Raw genomic sequence first — 21,515 nt, 5'->3', positions numbered from 1 at the left:
CGCACCCCCGCCGTCGGGCCGGGGTCAGCGGTCCGGGTGCCCGGCGGAGCCGCCGTCCGCCGCCCCGCCGCCGCCCGACCCGCCCGCGCCCGGGTCCGCCGCCGGTGCTGCGCCGGGCAGGGTCTCGGCCTGGGCGAACCACAGCGCCGCGTGGGCCGCGCCGTCCCCGAGCTCACCGAGCACCTGCTCGTCGACGTTGGCGGTGTCGTCGCAGGCCTGGTGGTAGCAGGGGTCGTAGGCGACGCCCGCCGTCCCGCCGAAGAGCGCGACCTGCTCCTCGGTCTTGATCCCCTCCGCGCCGGAGAACAGGCCGCCGGCCGGGATGCCCTGGGCGATGAAGGGGCCGTAGTCCGACCGGCCGTTGAACTCCGTCGGCGCGGTGGCCAGGCCCACGGAGGTGAAGTGGTCGACGAAGACGCGCTCGATGTCGGCACTGCCCGCCGGCCCGGCGGTGGGCGTGTCCGAGGCGTCGCCGTCGTAGACGAAGCGGACGGCGTTCGGGCTGCCGAGCATGTCGAAGTTCAGGTTGAGGGCGATGCCGGCCCGCTCCTGCTCGGTCAGGCCCGCGACGTAGTGCGTGGAGCCCCGCAGGCCGGACTCCTCGGCGCCCCAGAACGCGAAGCGGACGGCGTTGCGGGGCTCGATGCCGAGCTCGGCGAACTGCTCGGCGATCTCCAGGACGGTGGCCGACCCCGTCCCGTTGTCGTTGATGCCCGGACCGGCGGGCACCGAGTCCAGGTGGACGCCGACGACGACGACCTCGTCGGTGCGGCCGGTCCGGGTCTCGGCGAGGTAGTTGGAGGTGGTGCGCTGCTCCGACAGGGTCGAGGTGGTGATGTCCGCGCGCACCTCGCCGCCGCCGAGGAGGGTGGTGAGCTCCTCGCCGACGGCGTAGCTGGTGCCGACCACGGGGATGGCGGCCTCGGCGGGCAGCGGCCCGCCGAGCGTGCCCTGCAGCACCTCGGTCCGGCCCTCCTGGCCCTCGTTGAAGATGATCAGCGCGCTGGCACCCGCGGCCGCCGCCACCGTCGCCTTCTCCCCGAAGGTGCAGGTGCCGCGCTGGACCAGCGCGATGTTGCCGGCCGTGAACCCCGCGTAGTCCTCGGCCTGACAGCCGGCGGTCGAGCTGTTGGGCTCCGGCGGCGGGGGGACGAGGTTGTCGGCCACGGCCTGCACGGGGGCGGACACGGTGCCCGAGCCCGAGTACTCGGCGACGGCGAACTCCTCCGCCGCGTACACCCGCTCGGTGGGCGCCGTCCGCACGAACGTCGCGGGGGCGGTCTGCTCGAAGTAGGGGAAGGTGAACTCCTGCTCGGTCACCCGGTACCCGGCGTCCAGCAGGCGGTCGGCGACGTAGTCGCCCGAGGCGTCGTACCCGGGGGTGCCGCTGGCGCGGGTGCCGCCGTTGTCCTTGGCGATCTGCTGGAACGCCTCGAGGTGCTCGCCGATCCCCTCCACGGTGACCGCGTCGCGCAGCGCGGAGGTGTCGGGCCCGTCGGCGGCTGCGGCGGGTACCGCGACGAGGGTGGGGGAGGCGAGGGCGAGCAGGACCGGTGCGGCCCAGCGGCGCCGGGGGGATGGGTGCACGGAGGCTCCTCTGTCCGGGGGCGGGGCGGGAACGGCGTTCCGCAGCCCCCAGCACCATCCGTGACCCGGGTCACGTCCGTCAAACGGGCAGGTGGCCCGGGCGGGGCTCAGGCCAGCCGCACCTCGCCGCCGGCCACGACCACCGCGACGGGCGCCAGCGGGGCGGTGGCCGGACCCTGCACCACCCCGCCGCCCGCCGGGTCGAAGGCCGAGCCGTGGCACGGGCAGACCAGCCGGCCGCTGCGGGCCGGGCGCACCGCGCAGGCCTGGTGCGGGCACTCGGCGTCGTAGGCCGCCGCCGTGTCGCCGGCGCGGACGACGAGCACCCGGCGGTCGCCCACGGCCAGCTCCAGGGCGCCCTCCTCGGGCACGTCGTCCAGCCGCGCCAGGACGGTGCCGCTGCCCGCGTCGGTCACCTGGCGGACGTCGGCCCCTCCGCACGCGGCCAGCGCGAGGGCGCCCAGGCCGGCGCCGGTGGCGGTGAGGAGGGCGCGGCGGGACGGGCAGGCGGGCGGGACCACCGGGGGATCGTGCCCCACCCGGCCGGCGGGGCCGGTCGGGCACACGGTCAGTCGAAGCTGCCGGCGCCGTCCCGGCGGTAGGGGGCGCGGCGTTCCCGCTGCTCCCGCTCGGCGCGCTCGGCGCGCACCCGGGCCGCCGTGCCGGCCGGGTAGCCGGCCTTGGCCACGCGGTGCTCGATGGTCTCGGTCATGAACGCCGTGGAGAAGAACAACCCCAGCAGCAGCCCGCCGGCCGCCGCGGACAGCCGGTAGGCCAACGGCACCGGCACCACCGCGAGGCACAGCACCAGGACCGGGAGCAGCTGGACGAGGGCGCGGGTCAGGTGTCGCCGGACCCAGCCGGGCTCGGTGGTGTCGGCGAGCACCCACGGCGACAGCTCCGCGGGCAGACCGCCGCCGAACGCGTACCGCACCCACTGCCAGGCGGTGGGGCGGCGCTCGGTGGACCGGGTCTGCTGCACACCTCGACGGTAGGCCTCCGCGGCGTTGCCGGGGCCCTGTGGCCAGGAGCACACTGCTCCCGCCGTCTCGCCCGGGAGGTCCCGTGCACATCAGCCAGCTGCTCCGCCGCAAGGGCGCCCACGTCGCCACCGTCGAGGCCTCGGCCAGCATCCGCACGGCGCTCGCGCTGCTCGCCCAGCACGGCGTCGGTGCCCTCGTCGTCTCCGCCGACGGGCGTTCCATCGACGGCATCGTCTCCGAGCGCGACGTCGTCCGGGCGCTGCACGAGCGCGGGGCGGAGCTGCTCGCCGACCCCGTCTCCAGCGTCATGACCGCCGACGTGCACACCTGCGTCCCGGCATCCGGCGTCGAGGAGCTCGCCCGCACCATGACCGACCACCGCGTCCGCCACGTGCCGGTCGTGGACGGCGGCCGGCTGGTGGGCATCGTGTCCATCGGGGACGTCGTCAAGGCCCGCCTGGACGAGCTGGAGAACGAACGCGCCCAGCTGGTCGACTACATCCAGACCTCCTGAGGGCTCCCGCGTCGCGGGCGCGCCCCGGCGTACGGTGCCCCGGTGGACGAACGGCGTTCGGGGGTCGCCTCCGGGCTGGCCGCCTACGGCATGTGGGGGCTGTTCCCCCTGTACTTCCCCCTGCTGGAGCCGGCCGGTGGGCTGGAGATCGTGGCCCACCGCGTGCTGTGGTCGCTGGTCTTCGTCGCCGGGCTGCTGACCGCCGTCCGCCGCTGGTCGCTGGTCCGTGCGGTGTTCGGCGACCGCCGCTCGCTGCTGGTGCTGCTGGGCGCGGCGGTGCTGATCGCCGTGAACTGGCTGGTCTTCGTCTACGCGGTCAACTCCGGCCACGTCGTCGAGACCTCGCTCGGCTACTTCATCAACCCCCTGGTCAGCGTGCTGCTGGGGGTGGTCGTGTTCAGTGAGCGGCTGCGCCCGCTGCAGTGGACGGCGGTCGGCATCGCCGCGGTCGCGGTGGCCGTGCTCACCGTCGACTACGGGCGCCCGCCGTGGATCGCGCTGGCCCTCGCGGTCAGCTTCGGCCTCTACGGGCTGATGAAGAAGGTGGTCCGGGTGGAGGCGGCGCCCGGGCTGTTCGTGGAGACGGCGCTGGTCGTCGTCCCGGCGGGGGTGGTGCTCGCCGTCCTGCACGCGCAGGGGGAGGGGACCGCCGGCACCGCGGGCACGGGGCACCTGCTGCTGCTCATGAGCTCGGGGATCGCCACCGCGATCCCGCTGCTGCTGTTCGCCGCCGCCACCCGCCGCATCCCGCTGTCGACGGTCGGGCTGCTGCAGTACGTCACGCCGCTCATGCAGCTGGCGATCGGCGTGTTCGTCTACCACGAGCCGATGCCCGCGGCCCGGCTGGTGGGCTTCGTCATCGTCTGGGTCGCCCTCGCCGTGTTCACCGTCGACAGCCTCCGGCAGGCCCGTGCGGGCAGCCGCCGGCGGGCCGCCGAGGCGGCGGTCGCACCGGTCTGAGGGCGCGCCGGTGAGGGGTCCCGGGATGTCGGTGGGCGGGGCTACCGTCGAGTCCTCACCACCTCCCGAGAAGGACGTCCGATGCCTGCCGAACCAGCTCCCGCGGTCTCCCCGCCGGGGGGCGAGGTGCTGCCCCCGCCCGCGTCCGAACCGCCCACTCCCGAGACGGCGCCGGTCCCCGCCGGCGGCCTGAGCGGGCGCGAGCAGGAGATGCTCGCCTTCGAGCGCCAGTGGTGGCGGCGGCCCGGTGCGAAGGAGACGGCGATCCGGGAGCGGTTCGGTCTCGCGCCGACCCGCTACTACCAGGTGCTCAACGCCCTGGTCGACCGGCCCGCCGCGCTGGAGGCCGATCCGCTGCTCGTCCGCCGCCTGCGCCGGCTGCGGGAGGCACGGGGACGGCGCCGTGCGTCCCACGTCCTGGGCAACAGGGGCTCAGCCATCTAGATTTGGTCACCGTGGGCAGGCACGCCGCGTCAGGCAGTGACATATCGGACCGGGGGGCCACCCCGGTCCCCCACGGTCGACGCCGGACGGACGGCCCGACACCCCCGGTCGTGGTCGAGTCCGACCTGAGCGACCACCCGACGACGCCGGGTCGCAGCCGCGCCGACCGCCGCCGCGACGGCCTGCTCGACGCGGGGGAGGACCCCGGCCGCCGGCGCCCGCCCGCCCGGACCCTGCCGCCGGCAGCGCCGGCCACCACCGCGCGCCCGCCGCGTGCCACCCCTCCGGCCACGCCCGCCGCCGCCCGCCCCGCGGCGGCTCCGGTGCCCGGGCGGGCAGCGGGCGCCCCGCGCACCGGGCGGCCCGGCGTGGTGCCGGTCGCCGGCCGGCCCGCCACCCCGCCCGCTGCCGGCCGACCCGGCGCCACCTCGGCCGTCGGACGACCCGGCGGCGCCCCGGCCGTCGGACGACCCGACGGGGTACCGGCCGCCGGGCGGGCCGCTGCTCCTCCCGCTGCCGGGCGGCCCGGAGCCCCCCTCGCCGGTCGCGCCCCGGCCCCGCTCGCGGGCCCGGGTGCCGCCGCGGCCGACCGAGCCGGCGCCACCCCCGCGGCGGCGCGCGCGGCAGCCCCCGCGCGGCCCGTGCCGCCGCCGGCCCGCCCCCGGCCGGTCGAGCCGGCGCCGGAGACCCGGGTGCGGCTGCCCCTCCCGCCGGCCGGGTCGGCGCCCGCCGCGTCCGCGTCGGCCGCTCCCGCGGCGCCGAGCACCACGGTCGCGCCGTTCCAGGCCGTGCCCCGGCCGGACCCGGCGCCGGACGAGCCCGCGTCCGCCCCCGGCCGGCCGGGGCAGGAGCCGACGCCGCGCGGCTCCGGCACCGCCCCCACGGGCCACCCCGCCGAGGCGGACCCGGCCCAGCCGCCGGCTCGCCGGCCGTCCTGGGGTGCCCGGCCGACCCCGGCCCCGGACGACGCCGCGCCCGGCTACCGCGACTGGACCAGCCCCTCGCGCACCCGGGACGCCGCTCCGCCGGCCACCGAGGCCATCCCCGACCGGAACCCGGTCCGGGAGTCGGCGGCCGGAGCCGACCGGACCCCGCCACCGGCCACCGAGGCCATCCCCGACCGCACCCCCGCCCGCGGCGACCGGGACGACGAGGAGCGCGGCCCCCAGGGCGACCGCGACCGCCGACGAGGCCCGGACACCGGCCCGTCGACCGGCACCGACACCGGTGTGGTGGGGGGCCGGGCGGCCTTCCGCGCCGAGCGCCAGGCCGCCGAGGCCGAGCGCCGCAAGGCCGCGCGCCGCAGCGGCGGGTCGACCGCGGCCTCCCTCGACGACGAGGACGGCGGGGGCCGCCGCGGCTCGGGGGTGCGCCGCGCAGCCGCCGGCCTGCTCGCCGTGGCCGTGGTGGCACTGCTCGTCCTCGGCGTCTACTCCTTCGCCGGTCCGGGCGCCCAGGAGACCTCGGCCGGGCGGACCGCCCCGGCCACGCCGTCGGCGACGGCGCCCCCGGCCGCCCCGAGCTCGGCCCTGCCGCCCCTGGAGGTCGCCCCGCTGCCGCCGGCCGACGCGGCCCCGGCCGAGCCGGTGCGCGCCCCGGTCACGGTCCTCAACGCCACCGGCGTCACCGGCCTCGCCGCCGACGTCGCCGAGGCGCTCGGGGCCCAGGGCTGGGAGTCGCCCGGCGTCGGGCAGTACCAGGGCGGCGACGTCGCGGTCACCACCGTGTACTTCACCGCGGGCGACGAGACCCAGCGGCAGGCCGCCGTCCAGTTGGTCGAGGAGTTCCCGCAGATCACCGGGCCGGTGGAGCGCTTCTTCGAGGTGCCCGGCGCCGCCGCCCCCGGCCTCGTGGTGGTCACCACCGGCGAGTGGCGGCCCTGAGCCGCCTGCGCGGCGCGCCGTCCCGGAACACCGGGACGCCATCGTCCGTTGGCCGCTCCGTGCGTCCCCTCCGCGGGCCCGTGCGTCCCCGCCCGCGCTCCGGCGCCCGCGCGACGCTCGCCGCCCTGCTCACCCCGCTGCTCTCCGGCGTCCTGCTCGTCGCCGCCCCGGCTGCGCCGGCCGCCGCGGCGGAGGACGTGAGCACCGAGGAGGCGCGCATCCCCTCCGGCTCGGGCGCGGACGCCGTCGAGCTCGACACCACCCTGTACGTGCCGGCCTCCGCGACCGCCGACGACCCGGCGCCGGCCGTCGTCCTCGCGCACGGCTTCGGGGGCAGCAAGGACTCCGTCGCCGACGACGCCCGCGACCTCGCCGGCCGCGGCCACGTCGTCCTCACCTACTCCGCCCGCGGGTTCGGGACCAGCACCGGACAGATCGGGCTGAACGACCCACGCTTCGAGGTCGCCGACCTCTCCACGCTGCTCGACCGGCTGGCCGAGCGCGACGAGGTCCTCCTCGACGGGGACGGCGACCCGCGCGTCGGCGTCGCGGGCGGCTCCTACGGTGGGGCGCTGGCGCTGCTCGGCGCCGCCTACGACGACCGCGTCGACGCCATCGCCCCGCAGATCACCTGGAACTCGCTGACCACCGCGCTGTTCCCCTCGCAGGTGGGGCAGGACGCCGCCGGGACGGTCGCCGCCACCCCCGCCAGCACGGACGCCGGCGTGTTCAAGCGCGTCTGGGCCGGCCTGTTCTTCAGCATCGGTGGCGCCCCCGCCGACGGCCTGGCCGCCGTGCTCGGTGGCGGCGACGGCGCCGACGGTGCCCCGCCGGGCGGCGCGGGTGCCGCGCTGCCGCCCCTGGACCCGGCCGCCGTCGACCCGGCCGCGGTGGAGCAGGTGCTGACCTGCGGGCGCTTCCGCGCCGACATCTGCGCCGCGTACCAGACCGCCGCGGCCACGGGCACGCTGACGCCGGAGATCGCCGCCGCGCTGGACCGCAGCAGCCCCGGCACCGTCCTCGACCGGATCGACGTGCCCACCCTGCTGGTGCAGGGCACCCGCGACTCGCTGTTCGGCCTGGACCAGGCCGACGCCAACGCCCGCGGCATCGCCGCCACCGGCGCCCCGGTCAAGGTCGTCTGGTACGCCGGCGGCCACGACGCGCAGGCCTCGGAGCGCACCACCGAGCGGCTGCGCGAGCAGGTCGCGGGCTGGTTCGACTGGCACCTGCGCGACCCCGACGACCCCGCCCGGGGCCCCGACCCCGGCACCGGGTTCGAGTTCCCCGAGCCCACGGGGGTGGGCAGCGGGCTGAACGTGCAGGGCGGGTCGCAGACGGTCGCCTCCGACAGCTACCCGGGGCTGACCGGCACCGCGGCCGCCGAGCGCCGTCCGGTCGCCCTGGACGGCGGCGTGCAGCCGGTCGTGACCCCCGCCGGCGGCTCCCCCGCGGCGCTCACCACCTACCCGGGGCTCGGCGCGGTGACCGCGGCGCTCGGGGGCACGACCATCGAGATCCCCGGCCAGGCCGCCGCCTTCGACAGCCGGCCGCTGGACGAGGCCGTGGAGGTGGTGGGCGCGGCCACGGTCGACCTCGCCGTCGCCTCGCCGTCGGGCACCGCGACGCTGTTCGCCAAGCTCTACGACGTCGGCCCGGACGGCGCCACCACGCTGCCGTCGGGCCTGGTCGCGCCGCTGGCGCTGACCGGCCTCTCGGCCGACCCCACGGCACCCACCACCGTGCCGGTGACCCTGCCGGGGATCGTGCACCGCTTCGAGGCCGGGCACACGATGCGCCTGGTGGTCTCCTCCACCGACCAGGCCTTCGCCCTGCCGGCGGAGTCCACCGTGTACTCCGTCGCGCTGGCCGGCGGGGACGGCGCCGCGCTCGATGTCCCGCAGGTCGAGGCGCGAGCCGAGGGGGCGGCCGGCACGTCCCGCTGGTGGGTCCTGCTGGGCGTGCTGGCGGCCCTGGGCCTGCTCGGCTGGGCCGCGGCGGTGCTGTGGGGCCGCCGCCGGCGCCGCCGCGTCTCGGCCGTCGAGCCCGACGGCGAGGACGTGCCGCTGCGGTTCACCGGCGTCACCAAGGCCTACAAGGACGGCTTCGTCGCCGTCCGCGACCTCTCCTTCGAGGTGCGCCGCGGCCAGGTTCTGGGCCTGCTCGGCCCCAACGGCGCCGGCAAGACGACGTCGCTGCGGATGCTCATGGGCCTGATCCGGCCGACCGAGGGGCGGATCAGCATCTTCGGGCACGCCGCCGGCCCCGGCGCCCCCGTCCTCTCCCGGCTGGGCTCCTTCGTGGAGGGCACGGGGCTGCAGCCGCACCTGTCCGGCCGGGACAACCTGCGGCTGTACTGGGCGGCGACCGGCCGGCCGGCCGAGGACGCGCACATGGAGGAGGCGATCGAGGTCGCCGGCCTCGGCGCGGCCATCGACCGCCCGGTCCGCCGCTACAGCCAGGGCATGCGCCAGCGGGTGGCGATCGCCCAGGCGATGCTCGGCCTGCCCGACCTGCTGGTGCTCGACGAGCCGACCAACGGGCTGGACCCGCCCCAGATCCACGCGATGCGCGAGGTGCTGCGCTCCTACGCCGCGACCGGGCGCACGGTGATCGTCTCCAGCCACCTGCTCAGCGAGATCGAGCAGACCTGCAGCCACGTCGTCGTCATGGCCAAGGGGCAGAAGATCGCCCAGGGGACGGTCGAGGAGATCGTCGGCGTCGGTGGCGCGGTGCTCGTCGGCCTGGCCGACGACGCCGACACCGACCGCGCGATCGCGGTCCTCGAGGGGCTGCCCGGCGTGAGCGCCGGCCGCACCGACGAGGGGCTGGTGGCCGAGCTCGACGGCACCAGCCGGGCGCGGGCGCTGCAGGCACTCGTGGCCGAGGGCATCGAGGTCGACCAGTTCACGCCGCGCCGTCGGCTCGAGGACGCCTTCCTGGCGCTGGTGGGGGAGTCATGACGACGCAGCGGGCCGCGGAGGGCCTGAGCCGGTCGACGGTCCCGGCCGAGGGGCACGTGCAGCCGACGGGCGCGGTGGCCGGCTACCGGCCGGAGCGCACCCTGCGGCTGTCGGTCGAGCTGCGCCGGCAGTTCAAGCGCCGGCGCACCATGGGCGTCTTCGCGCTGATGGTGGCGCTGCCGCTGATCCTCATCGCCGCGCTGCAGCTGGGCGCCAGCGAGGAGGCCGCGGAGAACAACCGGCTCAACCTGGTCGACGTCGCCACCTCCAGCGGGCTGAACTTCACCCTGTTCGTGCTGTTCGCGACGACGAGCTTCTTCCTGGTCGTCGTCTACGCGCTGTTCTTCGGCGACACCGTGGCCGCCGAGGCGCAGTGGGGGTCGCTGCGGTACACGCTGGCCACCCCGGTGCCGCGCCTGCGGCTGCTCCGGCAGAAGTGGTACGCGGCGCTGGTGCTGTCCGTCGGCGCGCTGCTGACCCTCGTGCTGGTCGGGCTCGTCGCCGGGGGCATCGCCTTCGGGTTCGAGGCCATCCAGACCCCGGTCGGGGTGACCCTGCCGCAGGGGGAGGGGCTGCTGCGACTGGCCGGCATGGTCGGCTACCTCGCCGTCCACCTGCTGGTCGTGGGCACCCTGGCGTTCTGGTTCTCCACGATCACCGACGCGCCGCTGGCCGCCGTCGGCGGCGCGGTGTTCACGATGTTCGTCTTCGCGATCCTCGACCAGGTGGAGCAGTTGGGCTCGATCCGCGACTGGTTCCCCACCGCGGAGGAGTTTGCCTGGACCGACCTGCTGCAGACCCCGGTCGACTCCGGGGACCTGTTCCGCGGGGTCGTCCAGTCGCTGGTCTACGCGGCGGTGTTCACCGCGCTGGCGTTCCGCCACTTCGCCCGCCGCGACGTCACCTCCTGAGTGGGGTGCCACGGCGCGGGGAACGCGCCGGTGGCACTCCACTCACAGCGAGGCGCGCACGGCCTGGGCCCAGCCCTCGCCCATGGGCGCGTCGGTCACGGTCACGTTGGGGACGGCGGCCAGCAGGTCGGCCATCCCGTCGACCGTGGCCCCGTTCGCGGTGATCCACAGCCGCTGCACCGCCGGCGCCATCTCCAGGTCGCTCACGCTGTCGCCGATCGCCACCGCGTCGGCGGGGGTGAGGCCGCGGCGCTCGAGGTCCCAGGCGATCGCCGCGCCCTTGGAGATGCCGCGCGGCATCAGGTGGTAGACCCGCGGCGGCAGCGCCTCGGGGGCGAGGGTCATCCGGGCCGTCGCCGGGATCGAGCCGTTGTCGTTCAGCGTCAGCCAGCCGGCCCCCAGCTCGGCCAGCTCGGCGTCCACGGCGAGGGGGTCGACCCGCCCCCGCAGCAGCGCGTCGGTCCGGTGGGTCGTGTGCCAGGGGGCGTGCCACTCCAGCCGGCCGGCGTGGCGGGCCAACAGCGTGTCGACGACGCCCAGCTCCTCCATCACGTCGACCGGCGCCCGCCCGGCGTACCGCTCGGGCAGGTCGCCGGTGAGGTGGTGCACGCTGCGCCCGGCGTCCCAGCTGACCACCGAGCCCAGTTCGGCGATCGCGCCGTCGGCCGCGAAGATCCGCGCCGCCTCCACGACCTGCTCGTAGGTCCGGCCGCTGACCAGCACCAGCTCGACCCCGGCGCGGTGCAGGTCGAGCAGCGCGGCGGCCGGGGTGGCGGTGAGGTCCCGGCCGGCCGTGTGCCAGAACGAGCCCCGCGGCCCGACCATCGTGCCGTCGAGGTCGGTGTAGACGACGCGCGTGCTCACCGGCCCATCCTGGCCCGGACCACTGCGACGCGGCCCACCTGGGTACAGTCGACGGCGTTCCACTCATCCAGAGGGGCAGAGGGACACGGCCCGACGAAGCCCCGGCAACCGCCGCCTGCGCGTCCGCGCAGCGGAAGGTGCCAATTCCGTCCCACCCGGCTCGACGGCCCGGGGTGGGGAAGATGAGGAGGTAGTCGTCGCATGACCCTGACCGCTCCCGGTTCCGTCCAGGCCGACTCGTCCGCCGGTGGGCCCGTCCCGCCGAACCCCGCCCGCGGGCTGGTGTGTCGCAACTGCGGTGCCACCTTCGGCCTGATCGCCGAGCACGCCTGCGCCGAGTGCTTCGGCCCGCTGGAGGTCGACTACGACCCGGCGGTCATGCGGGCGGTGACCCGGGAGCAGATCGAGGCCGGCCCGCAGAACATCTGGCGCTACGTCGCGCTGCTGCCGGTGGGCCACGACCCGGCCTCGCGCGTCTCCCTGGACCCGGGCCTGACCCCGCTGGTCCGCGCCGACCGGCTGGCCGCCGAGCTGGGCCTCACCGGTGGGCTCTGGGTGAAGGACGACTCGGCCAACCCCACGCACTCGTTCAAGGACCGCGTGGTCAGCCTGGCCGCCACCGCCGCCAAGGGCCTGGGCTACACCAAGATCGCCGCCGCCTCCACCGGCAACCTGGCCAACTCCGTCGCCGCGCACGCCGCCCGCGTCGGGCTGCCCTCGTTCGTCTTCATCCCCGCCGACCTGGAGCCGGGCAAGGTCGTCCAGTCCGCGGTCTACGGCCAGACGCTGGTCGCCGTCGAGGGCTCCTACGACGACGTCAACCGGCTCACCAGCGAGCTCGCCGAGACCGACGAGTTCGAGGACACCGCCTTCGTCAACCAGAACGTGCGGCCCTACTACGCCGAGGGCTCCAAGACGATGGGCTACGAGATCGCCGAGCAGCTCGGCTGGCGGATCCCGGCCCAGGTGGTCATCCCCATGGCCTCCGGGTCGCTGCTGACCAAGGTGGACAAGGCGTTCCGCGAGCTCACCGCCGCCGGCATCGTCGAGGCCACCGAGTGGACGATCTTCGGTGCCCAGTCGGCCGGCTGCGACCCGATCGCCACCGCGTTCGACAACGGGTGGGACGTCGTCAAGCCGGTGAAGCCGACCGGGATCGCGAAGTCGCTCAACATCGGCAACCCCGCCGACGGCCCCTACGCCCTCGACGCCATCCGCCGCACCGGCGGGGCGGTGGGCCGGGTCGGCGACGAGCAGATCGTCCAGGGCATCCGCGACCTGGCCCGCACCACCGGGGTCTTCGCCGAGACCGCCGGCGGGGTGACCGTCGCGGTGCTGCGCCAGCTGGTCGAGGACGGCCGGCTGGACCCGGCGAAGGAGACCGTCGTCCTCAACACCGGCGAGGGCCTCAAGACCCTCGACCCGCTCGAGCCGGTGGTGGGCCCCACGCACGTCGTGGAGCCCTCGCTGCGGTCGGTGCGGGCCGCGGGCCTCATCGGGTGACCGGGTAGGCTCGGCGTCGATCCGGTCGGTGGGTGTCCCCCGATCCGGGGTGGCGTGTGCGTGAGTTTGCTCTCACCACGCCTTTTGTGCTGTACGTTCTCCCGCGGTTCCAGTTCCACGTTCGTGTCCGACGGGCGGAAGAGCTAGACCCGGCGCCGGAACGGCTGGCGTCGTCCGCACGCACGAAACGTGGGAGCACACGTGGCACAGGGCACCGTGAAGTGGTTCAACGCCGAGAAGGGCTTCGGCTTCATCGCCGTCGACGGCGGCCAGGACGTCTTCGTCCACTACTCGGCCATCCAGATGGACGGGTACAAGAGCCTCGACGAGGGCCAGCGGGTCACCTTCGAGGTCGTCCAGGGCGAGAAGGGTCCGCAGGCCGACGCCGTCCGCGTCGCCTGAGAACCACCGCAGGGCACACGGAGGCCCGGTCCCCCTCGGGGGGCCGGGCCTCCGTCGTCCCCGGGAACACCCGCTGTCTGCCCACCCGTTCTTGCACTCGGCAGGGGCGAGTGCCAGACTCCTGGTTGGCACTCGACAGTGCCGAGTGCCAATCAGGTCGGATGCGGTGAGGCGCTGGTGCGCGGGCCGACGGAGTGCCCGCACCACCGGTGTCGTCCGTCGCGGGCGCCGAACCCGGCCGTGCAGCGATCCATGCATGGAGGACATCACCACATGGCCAAGATGATCGCCTTCGAGGAAGAGGCTCGCCGCGGCCTCGAGCGGGGCATGAACACCCTCGCCGACGCCGTCAAGGTGACCCTCGGCCCCAAGGGCCGCAACGTCGTCCTCGAGAAGAAGTGGGGTGCCCCCACCATCACCAACGATGGTGTGAGCATCGCCAAGGAGATCGAGCTCGAGGACCCGTGGGAGAAGATCGGCGCCGAGCTGGTCAAGGAGGTCGCCAAGAAGACCGACGACGTCGCCGGTGACGGCACCACCACCGCCACCGTGCTCGCCCAGGCGCTCGTCCGCGAGGGTCTGCGCAACGTCGCCGCCGGCGCGAACCCCATGGCCCTGAAGAAGGGCATCGAGAAGGCCGTCGAGTCGGTCACCGAGTACCTGCTCTCGACCGCCAAGGACGTCGAGACCAAGGAGCAGATCGCCGCCACCGCGTCGATCTCCGCCGCTGACCCGGCCATCGGCGAGCTCATCGCCGAGGCGATGGACAAGGTCGGCAAGGAAGGCGTCATCACCGTCGAGGAGAGCAACACCTTCGGCCTCGAGCTCGAGCTCACCGAGGGCATGCGCTTCGACAAGGGCTACATCTCGCCCTACTTCGTCACCGACGCCGAGCGCATGGAGGCCGTCCTCGACGACCCGTACGTGCTCGTCGTCAACAGCAAGATCAGCTCGGTGAAGGACCTGCTCCCGCTGCTGGAGAAGGTCATGCAGTCGGGCAAGCCGCTGGCGATCATCGCCGAGGACGTCGAGGGCGAGGCCCTGGCGACCCTGGTGGTCAACAAGATCCGCGGCACCTTCAAGTCCCTCGCGGTCAAGGCCCCCGGCTTCGGTGACCGCCGCAAGGCCATGCTGACCGACATCGCCATCCTCACCGGTGGCCAGGTCATCAGCGAGGAGGTCGGCCTCAAGCTGGAGTCCGCCGGTCTCGAGCTGCTCGGCCGCGCCCGCAAGGTCGTCGTCACCAAGGACGAGACGACGATCGTCGAGGGTGCCGGTGACAGCGACCAGATCGCCGGTCGGGTGAACCAGATCCGCGCCGAGATCGAGAAGTCGGACTCCGACTACGACCGCGAGAAGCTGCAGGAGCGCCTGGCCAAGCTGGCCGGTGGCGTCGCCGTCATCAAGGCCGGTGCCGCGACCGAGGTCGAGCTCAAGGAGCGCAAGCACCGCATCGAGGACGCGGTGCGCAACGCCAAGGCCGCCGTCGAGGAGGGCATCGTCGCCGGTGGTGGCGTCGCCCTGGCGCAGGCCACCGCCGTCGCGTTCGACAAGCTCGAGCTCGAGGGTGACGAGGCCACCGGCGCCAACATCGTGCGCGTCGCGCTCGAGGCGCCGCTGAAGCAGATCGCCGTCAACGCCGGCCTCGAGGGTGGCGTCGTCGCGGAGAAGGTCCGCAACTCCGACACCGGCTGGGGCCTCAACGCCGCCTCCGGCGAGTACGTGGACCTGGTCGCCAACGGGATCATCGACCCCGCCAAGGTGACCCGCTCGGCGCTGCAGAACGCCGCCTCCATCGCGGCGCTCTTCCTCACCACCGAGGCCGTCATCGCCGACAAGCCGGAGAAGGCCGCCCCGGCCATGCCGGGCGCCGACGGCGGCATGGGCGGCATGGACTTCTGACGAAGGACCCCTCTGCCCCCCGCGCCTCGCACGTTCGGCGCGGGACCCTGCAGAGGGGCCGTTTCAGGTCCCTCGCGTGAGCACCACCAGCACTGCCCGGCAGGGGCGGTCCCGCACTCCGCGGGGCCGCCCCTGTCGGCGTCCGGGCCTCTGCCGGCTCCCTGTCGAGATCACCGCATCTCGCACCGTCCGGCGGCCCGGCGCGTGCGAGATCCGGCGATCTCGACGGGGCGGCGGCCTCAGTCCACGGGGGCGAAGCAGCAGAACTCGTTGCCCTCGGGGTCGGCGAGCACGTCCCACGCGACCTCCTCGTCCTTGGCCCGCACGAGCGTGGCGCCGGCGGACAGGAGTGCCGCGGTGTCGCCGACGACGTCCAGGTGCATGCGGTTCTTGACCGCCTTGGCCTCGGGCACCGGGTTGAGCCAGATGACCGGCCCCGCGCCGGCGGGGTCGACGATCGGCACCGGCCACTCCGCCGGCCGCGGTGCCTGGTAGTCGCCGGGCTGCAGGTCGGTCAGGCGCACGTACCCGAGGGCGGCGCACCACCAGTCGGCCTGCGCCTGGTGGTCGAGGGCGTCGAGGCAGAGGTCCTTGAATCGGGCGGGTGCGTCGGCCATGACCGCGCAGGGTAGGCGGCCGTCCGTGGCGGTGGTGATCGGGACCTCGGGCTGGCAGTACCGCGACTGGCGGGGGCGCTTCTACCCGCCGAAGCTGCCCCAGCGGCTGTGGCTGGAGCACTACGCCCGGTTCTTCGCGACCGTCGAGAGCAACAACGCCTTCTACCGGCTGCCCGAGCACGCCACCTTCGTCGCCTGGCGCGAGCGCACCCCGCCGGACTTCCGCTGGGCGGTCAAGGCCAGCCGGTTCCTCACCCACATCAAGCGGCTGCGCGAGCCGGAGGAGCCCGTCGCCCGGCTCATGGCGCGCGCCGAGGGCCTGGAGCACCGGCTGGACACGGTCCTGCTGCAGCTCCCGCCGACGCTGAAGGCCGACGCGGAGCTGCTGCGGGAGTGCCTCGCGCAGTTCCCCGCCGGCACCCGGGTCGCCGTCGAGCCGCGGCACGAGAGCTGGTGGACCGACGAGGTCCGCGCCCTGCTGGAGCGCTACGGGGCCGCGCTGTGCTGGGCCGACCGCGACGAGCAGCCGGTCACGCCGCTCTGGCGGACCACCGACTGGGGCTACCTGCGGTTCCACACCGGCGTGGAGGACTGGCGCTACCGGCCGCGCACGCTGCAGCTGTGGGCCGACCGCCTGGCCGCCACCTGGGCACCGCACGAGGACGTGCTCGTGTACTTCAACAACGACCCCGGCGGGGCGGCTCCGATCGACGCCGTCCACTTCGCCGAGGCGGTCCGCCGGGCCGGGGGGACGCCGACCCGGGTGCCCACCGCCGAGCAGGCCCTGGGCGCGGCCTGGGACCCCGCCCAGCGGACGCCGGGCCTGCCCACGCCGGCCTAGAGGACGGAGCGGTCCTCGGCGTGCCGGATGCCCAGCCGGTCGGCCGCCTGGCCGAGCACCGCCTGCACCGCCAGCGTGTCGGCCAGGGGCATGACCGCGCTCTCCGTGCGGCCGGCCCGCAGGCACTCCGTCACCTCGACGAGCTCGTGCGCGTAGCCGATGCCGGTCGGTGGCCGGGTGATGGTCTCCGGCTCCGCGCCGGTGCGGTGCAGCACGATCGTCCGGGGGTGGTGGAACCGGGGGAGGACGTCGATCCAGCCGGTGGTCCCGAAGACGCGGGCCTGGCCGGGTGTCGGGTGGCGCAGCGAGGTCGTGAGCGTGGCGGTGCGGCCGTCCTCGTAGCCCAGCAGCAGCGCCGCCTCGGCGTCGGCACCGGTCGGGAACAGCGAGCCGGCGACGTGCACGGTGTCGGGGGCGCCGAGCAGCATCTGCGCGAACGAGACGACGTAGACGCCGAGGTCCAGCAGCGCGCCGCCGCCCAGCTCCAGGGCGAACAGCCGGTCCAGGGGGTCGTAGTCGCGGGCCACGCCCAGGTCGGCCTGCACCGAGCGCACCTCGCCGATGGCGCCGTCGGCCACCAGCTCCCGCACCCGCACCACGGCTGGCTGGAAGCGGGTCCACATCGCCTCCATGACGAAGACGCCCCGCTCCCGGGCCCGGTCGACGACCTCGGCGGCCCCCGCGGTGGTGGCGGTGAAGGCCTTCTCCACCAGCAGGGCCTTGCCGGCGTCGAGGGCGGCCAGCGCGATCGCGTGGTGCTGCGGGTGCGGCGTCGCCACGTACAGGACGTCGACGTCCGGGTCGGTGAGGATGTCGGCGTAGGAGCCGTGCGCGCGCTCCAGCCCGTGCCGTCGGGCGAACGCCGCCGCGCGGTCGGCCGAGCGGGAGGCGACCGCGACCGGCCGCGCACCGGGGACGTGCGCGAAGTCGGGCAGGACGCTCTCGGCGATGCGGCCGGGCCCCACGATGCCCCAGCGGATCTCGTCGGTCACCCGCGCGACGCTAGCGGGGGCGGGGGAGACTCGCGCCGTGGCCGTGCTGATCGACACCCCCGTGTGGCACTGGCGCGGCCGGCTGTGGTCGCACCTGGTCAGCGACGTCTCCTACGAGGAGCTGCACGCGTTCGTCGCCGCCGAGCTGGGCATCCCGCGGCGGGCGTTCCAGGGCGACCACTACGACGTCCCCCAGGAGCTCTACGACGTCGCCGTGGCCGCCGGGGCGCTGCCGGTCGGGTGCCGGGAGCTGCTGTCCCGCCTGGCCGGCGCCGGCCTGCGGCTCAGGAAGACGCCGCGCGCCTCCTCAGCAGGGTGAGCTCGGCGGTCAGGTTCGCGCGGGCGCGCGGGGTCCACTCCGCGGCGACGGCCGGCAGCCGGTAGAGCTGCGGCAGCGCCAGCAGGTGCTCCAGGACGGCGGTGCGCCCGGCGGTGAACTCGGCGTCGGACAGGTGCCCGTACTCCTCGCGCACCGCCGAGGCGTAGGCGGCGTAGGACTCCGGCGGCCCGGCCAGCACCGCGAGGTCGGCGTCGCAGAGCACCGCGCCGTTGGCGTCGTCGGGCGCGGGGTCGTGCCCGGCGGTCAGCAGCACCAGCCGGGCCACCTCCTCGACCCGCTCCCCGGGCACCAGCCCGCGCAGCCCGGCCCGGGCCCGCTCGGCGCTGACCTGCTCGTTGTCGGCGCGGGTGGGGTCGTAGACCACGTCGTGGTACCAGGCGGCCAGCCGGACGGCGTCCGGGTCGGCGGCCGACCCGGCGAGCTCACCGACCAGCCCGAGGACGGCGGCCAGGTGCGCGAGGTCGTGGTACCGGCGGTGCGGCTCGCCCCAGGCGGCGACGACGGCGGCCCACTCGGTGCGCGAGGTGGGGGAGTCGCCGGCCAGCGGCGTCCACGCCTCGAAGCCGACGAGGCTCATGCCGCCCCGCAGCTGCGCACGGTGAGCAGGGCGAACGCCCGCGCCGCGGTGACCAGCTCGGCGATCGGCACCCGCTCCAGCGGCCCGTGGGCCAGGTGCAGGTCGCCGGGGCCGTAGTGCAGCGTCGGGATGCCCGCGCCGGCGTACAGGCGCAGGTCGCTGCCGGCGGGGATGGCCCGCTCCGGCGGCACCCCGGCGCCGGTGTCGGCCACCGCCCGCCGGACGTCGGCCAGCAGTGGGTGCCCGTCGGGGAGCCGGCCGCTGGCGAAGGCGCCGCCGGTCCAGGTGAGCCGGACCGGGTGCTCGGCCAGCCACGGGTCCGCGGCGCAGAAGGCGGCCAGCCGCGCCTCGAACGCCGCCCGCGCCGCGGTCACCGGCTCGCCCAGCCGGACGCCGTAGCGCCCGTCGGCGACCAGCCGGTCGGGGACCGAGCTGGCCCAGTCGCCGGCCCGCACCCGGCCGATGTTGATGCCGTACGGGTAGCGGGCGCCGCCGAACCGGGGGTCGGCGCCGACCTGCCGCTCGGCCTCGAACGCGCGCAGGTCCGCGTGCACCGCCGCGAACAGCTCGACGGCGCTGACGCCCTGGTCGCGGTGGGCGGCGTGCGCGGCGCGGCCGGTCACCTCCAGCCGGAAGGTCAGCGCCCCGGCGTTGGCCGTGACGACCGCGCCCGCGGTCGGCTCCGGGATGACGCACAGGTCGCCGCGGTGGCCCCGCCGCAGCGTGGCCCAGGCCCCCAGGCCGCCGTCCTCCTCGCCGACCACGGCGTGCACCGCCACGGGGCGGGCCAGGCGCACCCCCGCCGTCCGGACGGCGTCGAGGGCGGCGAGGGCGGCCACCACGCCGGCCTTCATGTCGCACGCGCCCCGGCCGTGCACCGCGCCGCCGGCCACGTGCGGGTCGAAGGGGTCCCGCGGCCACAGGGCGCGGTCGCCCGCGGGGACGACGTCGGTGTGGCCGGCGAAGACCAGTGCCGGCACCCCGTCGTCGGCGGCCGGTGCGGTCCCGACCACGCCCCACGCCTCGGTGCGCTCGACCTCCTGGCCCGGGGCGTCCGGAGCGGTCGCGGCCGCGGCGAGGTCGATCGGCCACCGGTCGACCGCGCAGCCGAGCTGCTCCAGCCAGCCGGCGACCAGGTGCTGCACCTCGCTCTCGGCCGCCGTGCCCCCGACCGAGGGGACGGCGACCAGCGAGCGGAGCCGGTCGACGGCCCACTGCTCGTCGACGGCGGCCAGCACACGGGCCTCCACGTCGGTCAGACCCACCTCGCCGGCGCCCGCGGAGCCCGACCTCCCCGACCTCGTCAGCTCCACCACGGAGCGGAGTCTGGCACGCGACCCCGGCCCGTCCGGGCGACCGCGACCCCGATCGGACCCCCTCGGCCCGTGTGAGCCGCCGCGACCGGGGGTAGCCTCGGAGGTGTCCGGGCCGGGTGCATCGTGCCCCCGGGTGCCATTTGGTTACCGCCTTCACGGACTACCGCCCCGACTCCGGTCGGGGGCCTGGAGCCGTGTTGTGCATCTCGCCGCGAGGCGGCCGTCATCCGGTCCGGACCCAAGTCCCCGACATGCCGCGGCAGCGGCTCCCGCCTACCGTCGTCCCCGGGTGTGACCGGGGCGACGTCGGGAGTTCGCATGGCAGGCGCGGTGCAGCAGGGGCGCGGCACGACGGTGGACGAACGCCACCGGTTGCCGGTCAAGACGCTGGTCTCGGCCAGCATCGGCAACGCCGTCGAGTGGTTCGACTGGACGGTCTACGCGACCTTCCTCGTCTTCTTCGCCGGCCAGTTCTTCCCCGCCGAGAACGAGGCGCTCGCCCTGATCGGGACGACGTCGACCTACGCCCTGGCCTTCTTCTTCCGGCCGCTGGGCGGCATCCTGCTGGGCCGCTTCGCCGACCTGCGCGGCCGCAAGGCCGGGATGCTGCTCACCATCCTGCTGATGGCCGGCGGCTCGATGGTCATCGCGATCCTGCCCACGTACGAGCAGGTGGGGTGGCTCGCTCCGATCCTGCTGCTGCTGGCGCGCATCGCGCAGGGCATGTCGCTGGGCGGCGAGGTCTCCAACGCGTCGGCCTACCTCGGCGAGATCGCCCCTCCTGCCCACCGCGGCCGCTACTCGTCGTTCTTCTACATCTCCACGGGGACGGCCCTGCTGGCCGCCTCCCTGCTCGGCGTGCTGCTCACCAGCGTGCTCGACGAGCAGCAGCTGGAGTCCTACGGCTGGCGGATCGCCTTCTTCATCGGGGGCCTGCTCGGCCTGATCGGCATGTGGTTGCGCCGGTCGCTGGTGGAGACCGAGCAGTTCGAGGAGAGCGCCGAGAAGGCGCGGGCGACCAAGCACCCGCTGCTGCAGACGATCAAGCACCACCCCCGTGCCGTCCTGCAGCTGTGCGCCTTCACGCTGCTGTCGACGCTGTCGTACTACACGTTCTTCAGCGCCCTCACGCCGTTCGCGATCCGGTTCCGGGACGCGGACGAGACCGACGTCTTCCTCGCGCTGTCCATCGGCACGGCCCTGTTCGTGGCGCTGTGCTACCCGTTCGGGGCGCTGTCGGACCGGTTCGGGCGCAAGCCGCAGATGCTGGTCTGGTCCGGCGGGTACGCGCTGCTCATCGTCCCGCTGTCGTTCCTCGTCCAGGACAACCTGCTGTCGCTGATCGTGGTCTTCTGCACCGGCCTCGGGCTGTACGCGCTGCTGGCCTCCATCGCCCCGGCGGTCATGAGCGAGCTGTTCCCCACGGAGCTGCGCGCCACCGGCATCGGGGCCTGGTACAACCTCACGGTCGCCCTCTTCGGCGGCACCGCCCCGCTGGTCATCGTCGCGCTGTCCGACGCCGGCCACCCGCTGTGGTTCTTCTGGTACGTCGCGATCGCCGCGGCGGTGGCGTTCGCCGTCATCCTCACCCTCAAGGAGACCAAGGGCACCGAGCTGAGGTGACCTGAGGGGCCTCAGGCCCGGTCGGGCCGGCGCAGACCGCCCGACCGGCCGATGCCGGGGGTGCCGCCTCAGCACGACCGTCGACGTCGTCGGAACGGACGACGACAGGAGACGGTGATGGCGACCTACCCGAACCCGGGCCTCGAGGCCGAGCTGGCCTACCGCCGGGAGGTGCTGCAGCAGATCGGCCGCGGCACGCGCACCCGCCGCGGCCCCTGGTCTGCCCGCCGGTGGTGGCGGGCGCACTGAGGGAGGACCCCCGATCGGGGTCCCTGGCCTCTGCCACGATCCAG

At 75.4% G+C, this 21,515-nt stretch carries 21 protein-coding genes and 1 riboswitch; of the genes, 13 read left to right on the top strand and 8 right to left on the bottom strand.

The features are described 5' to 3' along the window. Positions 1 to 24: 24 nt before the first annotated feature. The 3 genes from ACI79E_RS01405 to ACI79E_RS01395 form a co-directional block, all read right to left on the bottom strand. Positions 25 to 1,587 carry a M20/M25/M40 family metallo-hydrolase gene (locus ACI79E_RS01405; RefSeq protein WP_456930758.1) on the bottom strand — a complete coding sequence of 521 codons (1,563 nt, stop codon included), beginning with the start codon at positions 1,585 to 1,587 and terminating at the stop codon, positions 25 to 27. A gap of 107 nt (positions 1,588 to 1,694) precedes the next feature. Beyond that, complete coding sequence (locus ACI79E_RS01400) at positions 1,695 to 2,108, bottom strand: Rieske (2Fe-2S) protein (protein WP_456930757.1); 414 nt, start codon at positions 2,106 to 2,108, stop codon at positions 1,695 to 1,697. Positions 2,109 to 2,155: 47 nt separating this feature from the next. Then, the gene (locus ACI79E_RS01395; RefSeq protein ID WP_456930756.1) at positions 2,156 to 2,569 is read right to left on the bottom strand and encodes a DUF5313 family protein; all 414 of its coding nucleotides are present in this window, start codon (positions 2,567 to 2,569) and stop codon (positions 2,156 to 2,158) included. An 83-nt stretch (positions 2,570 to 2,652) separates the two neighbouring features. On the opposite strand from ACI79E_RS01395, the gene ACI79E_RS01390 reads away from it, so the two are divergent. The 6 genes from ACI79E_RS01390 (at position 2,653) to ACI79E_RS01365 (ending at position 10,245) form a co-directional block, all read left to right on the top strand. Next, a complete protein-coding gene (locus tag ACI79E_RS01390) occupies positions 2,653 to 3,084 on the top strand; it encodes a CBS domain-containing protein (RefSeq protein ID WP_456930755.1) in 432 nt (143 codons plus the stop codon). A gap of 42 nt (positions 3,085 to 3,126) precedes the next feature. Next, positions 3,127 to 4,044 carry an EamA family transporter RarD gene (gene rarD / locus ACI79E_RS01385; protein ID WP_456930754.1) on the top strand — a complete coding sequence of 306 codons (918 nt, stop codon included), beginning with the start codon at positions 3,127 to 3,129 and terminating at the stop codon, positions 4,042 to 4,044. A gap of 81 nt (positions 4,045 to 4,125) precedes the next feature. After that, the gene (locus tag ACI79E_RS01380; protein WP_456930753.1) at positions 4,126 to 4,488 is read left to right on the top strand and encodes a DUF3263 domain-containing protein; all 363 of its coding nucleotides are present in this window, start codon (positions 4,126 to 4,128) and stop codon (positions 4,486 to 4,488) included. Positions 4,489 to 5,180: 692 nt separating this feature from the next. Then, positions 5,181 to 6,371 (top strand): LytR C-terminal domain-containing protein, encoded by a 1,191-nt coding sequence (locus ACI79E_RS01375; protein ID WP_456930752.1) that lies wholly within the window; start codon positions 5,181 to 5,183, stop codon positions 6,369 to 6,371. 80 nt (positions 6,372 to 6,451) lie between these two features. Beyond that, positions 6,452 to 9,334 (top strand): alpha/beta fold hydrolase, encoded by a 2,883-nt coding sequence (locus ACI79E_RS01370; RefSeq protein WP_456930751.1) that lies wholly within the window; start codon positions 6,452 to 6,454, stop codon positions 9,332 to 9,334. Beyond that, positions 9,331 to 10,245, top strand: a complete 915-nt coding sequence (locus tag ACI79E_RS01365; protein ID WP_456930750.1) for an ABC transporter permease — start codon at positions 9,331 to 9,333, stop codon at positions 10,243 to 10,245. Before ACI79E_RS01370 ends, ACI79E_RS01365 begins: the two co-directional genes overlap by 4 nt. A 42-nt stretch (positions 10,246 to 10,287) precedes the next feature. Here the strand turns inward: ACI79E_RS01365 and ACI79E_RS01360 are convergent, their stop codons facing one another. Continuing rightward, entirely contained in the window at positions 10,288 to 11,109 is an 822-nt protein-coding gene (locus tag ACI79E_RS01360) for an HAD family phosphatase (RefSeq protein WP_456930749.1), read from the bottom strand. A 60-nt stretch (positions 11,110 to 11,169) separates the two neighbouring features. Beyond that, a riboswitch (SAM riboswitch) is annotated at positions 11,170 to 11,298 on the top strand. 12 nt (positions 11,299 to 11,310) lie between these two features. Between ACI79E_RS01360 and thrC the strand changes: the two genes are divergently transcribed. The 3 genes from thrC (at position 11,311) to groL (ending at position 14,916) form a co-directional block, all read left to right on the top strand. Next, a complete protein-coding gene (gene thrC / locus ACI79E_RS01355) occupies positions 11,311 to 12,612 on the top strand; it encodes a threonine synthase (protein WP_456930748.1) in 1,302 nt (433 codons plus the stop codon). 201 nt (positions 12,613 to 12,813) lie between these two features. Beyond that, complete coding sequence (locus tag ACI79E_RS01350; protein ID WP_091218572.1) at positions 12,814 to 13,014, top strand: cold-shock protein; 201 nt, start codon at positions 12,814 to 12,816, stop codon at positions 13,012 to 13,014. A 273-nt stretch (positions 13,015 to 13,287) separates the two neighbouring features. Then, positions 13,288 to 14,916, top strand: a complete 1,629-nt coding sequence (groL, locus tag ACI79E_RS01345) for a chaperonin GroEL (RefSeq protein WP_456930747.1) — start codon at positions 13,288 to 13,290, stop codon at positions 14,914 to 14,916. 239 nt (positions 14,917 to 15,155) lie between these two features. Here groL and ACI79E_RS01340 read toward each other — a convergent pair whose 3' ends face one another. Next, complete coding sequence (locus ACI79E_RS01340) at positions 15,156 to 15,533, bottom strand: VOC family protein (RefSeq protein ID WP_456930746.1); 378 nt, start codon at positions 15,531 to 15,533, stop codon at positions 15,156 to 15,158. Positions 15,534 to 15,558: 25 nt separating this feature from the next. On the opposite strand from ACI79E_RS01340, the gene ACI79E_RS01335 reads away from it, so the two are divergent. After that, a complete protein-coding gene (locus tag ACI79E_RS01335; protein WP_456930745.1) occupies positions 15,559 to 16,374 on the top strand; it encodes a DUF72 domain-containing protein in 816 nt (271 codons plus the stop codon). On the opposite strand, the gene ACI79E_RS01330 is transcribed toward ACI79E_RS01335, so the two are convergent. Continuing rightward, a complete protein-coding gene (locus tag ACI79E_RS01330) occupies positions 16,371 to 17,366 on the bottom strand; it encodes a Gfo/Idh/MocA family protein (RefSeq protein WP_456930744.1) in 996 nt (331 codons plus the stop codon). The genes ACI79E_RS01335 and ACI79E_RS01330 overlap by 4 nt on opposite strands. Before the next feature lie 37 nt (positions 17,367 to 17,403). On the opposite strand from ACI79E_RS01330, the gene ACI79E_RS01325 reads away from it, so the two are divergent. After that, positions 17,404 to 17,685 carry a DUF4031 domain-containing protein gene (locus ACI79E_RS01325; protein WP_456930743.1) on the top strand — a complete coding sequence of 94 codons (282 nt, stop codon included), beginning with the start codon at positions 17,404 to 17,406 and terminating at the stop codon, positions 17,683 to 17,685. On the opposite strand, the gene ACI79E_RS01320 is transcribed toward ACI79E_RS01325, so the two are convergent. Beyond that, on the bottom strand, positions 17,651 to 18,283 hold the full coding sequence (locus ACI79E_RS01320) for an HD domain-containing protein (RefSeq protein ID WP_456930742.1): 633 nt from the start codon (positions 18,281 to 18,283) through the stop codon (positions 17,651 to 17,653). The genes ACI79E_RS01325 and ACI79E_RS01320 overlap by 35 nt on opposite strands. Next, on the bottom strand, positions 18,280 to 19,599 hold the full coding sequence (locus ACI79E_RS01315; protein ID WP_456930741.1) for an ArgE/DapE family deacylase: 1,320 nt from the start codon (positions 19,597 to 19,599) through the stop codon (positions 18,280 to 18,282). Before ACI79E_RS01315 ends, ACI79E_RS01320 begins: the two co-directional genes overlap by 4 nt. Before the next feature lie 318 nt (positions 19,600 to 19,917). Between ACI79E_RS01315 and ACI79E_RS01310 the strand changes: the two genes are divergently transcribed. Both ACI79E_RS01310 and ACI79E_RS01305 read left to right on the top strand, forming a co-directional pair. Further along, complete coding sequence (locus ACI79E_RS01310) at positions 19,918 to 21,222, top strand: MFS transporter (protein ID WP_456930740.1); 1,305 nt, start codon at positions 19,918 to 19,920, stop codon at positions 21,220 to 21,222. 117 nt (positions 21,223 to 21,339) lie between these two features. Continuing rightward, positions 21,340 to 21,471: a hypothetical protein gene (locus ACI79E_RS01305; RefSeq protein WP_456930739.1), complete on the top strand. Its 132-nt coding sequence runs from the start codon at positions 21,340 to 21,342 to the stop codon at positions 21,469 to 21,471. Positions 21,472 to 21,515 lie beyond the last annotated feature (44 nt).

The organism is Geodermatophilus sp. SYSU D00079 (assembly GCF_054050635.1).
Note: the sequence above shows the minus strand (reverse complement) of the source record. Positions and strands in the feature narration are given on the sequence as shown.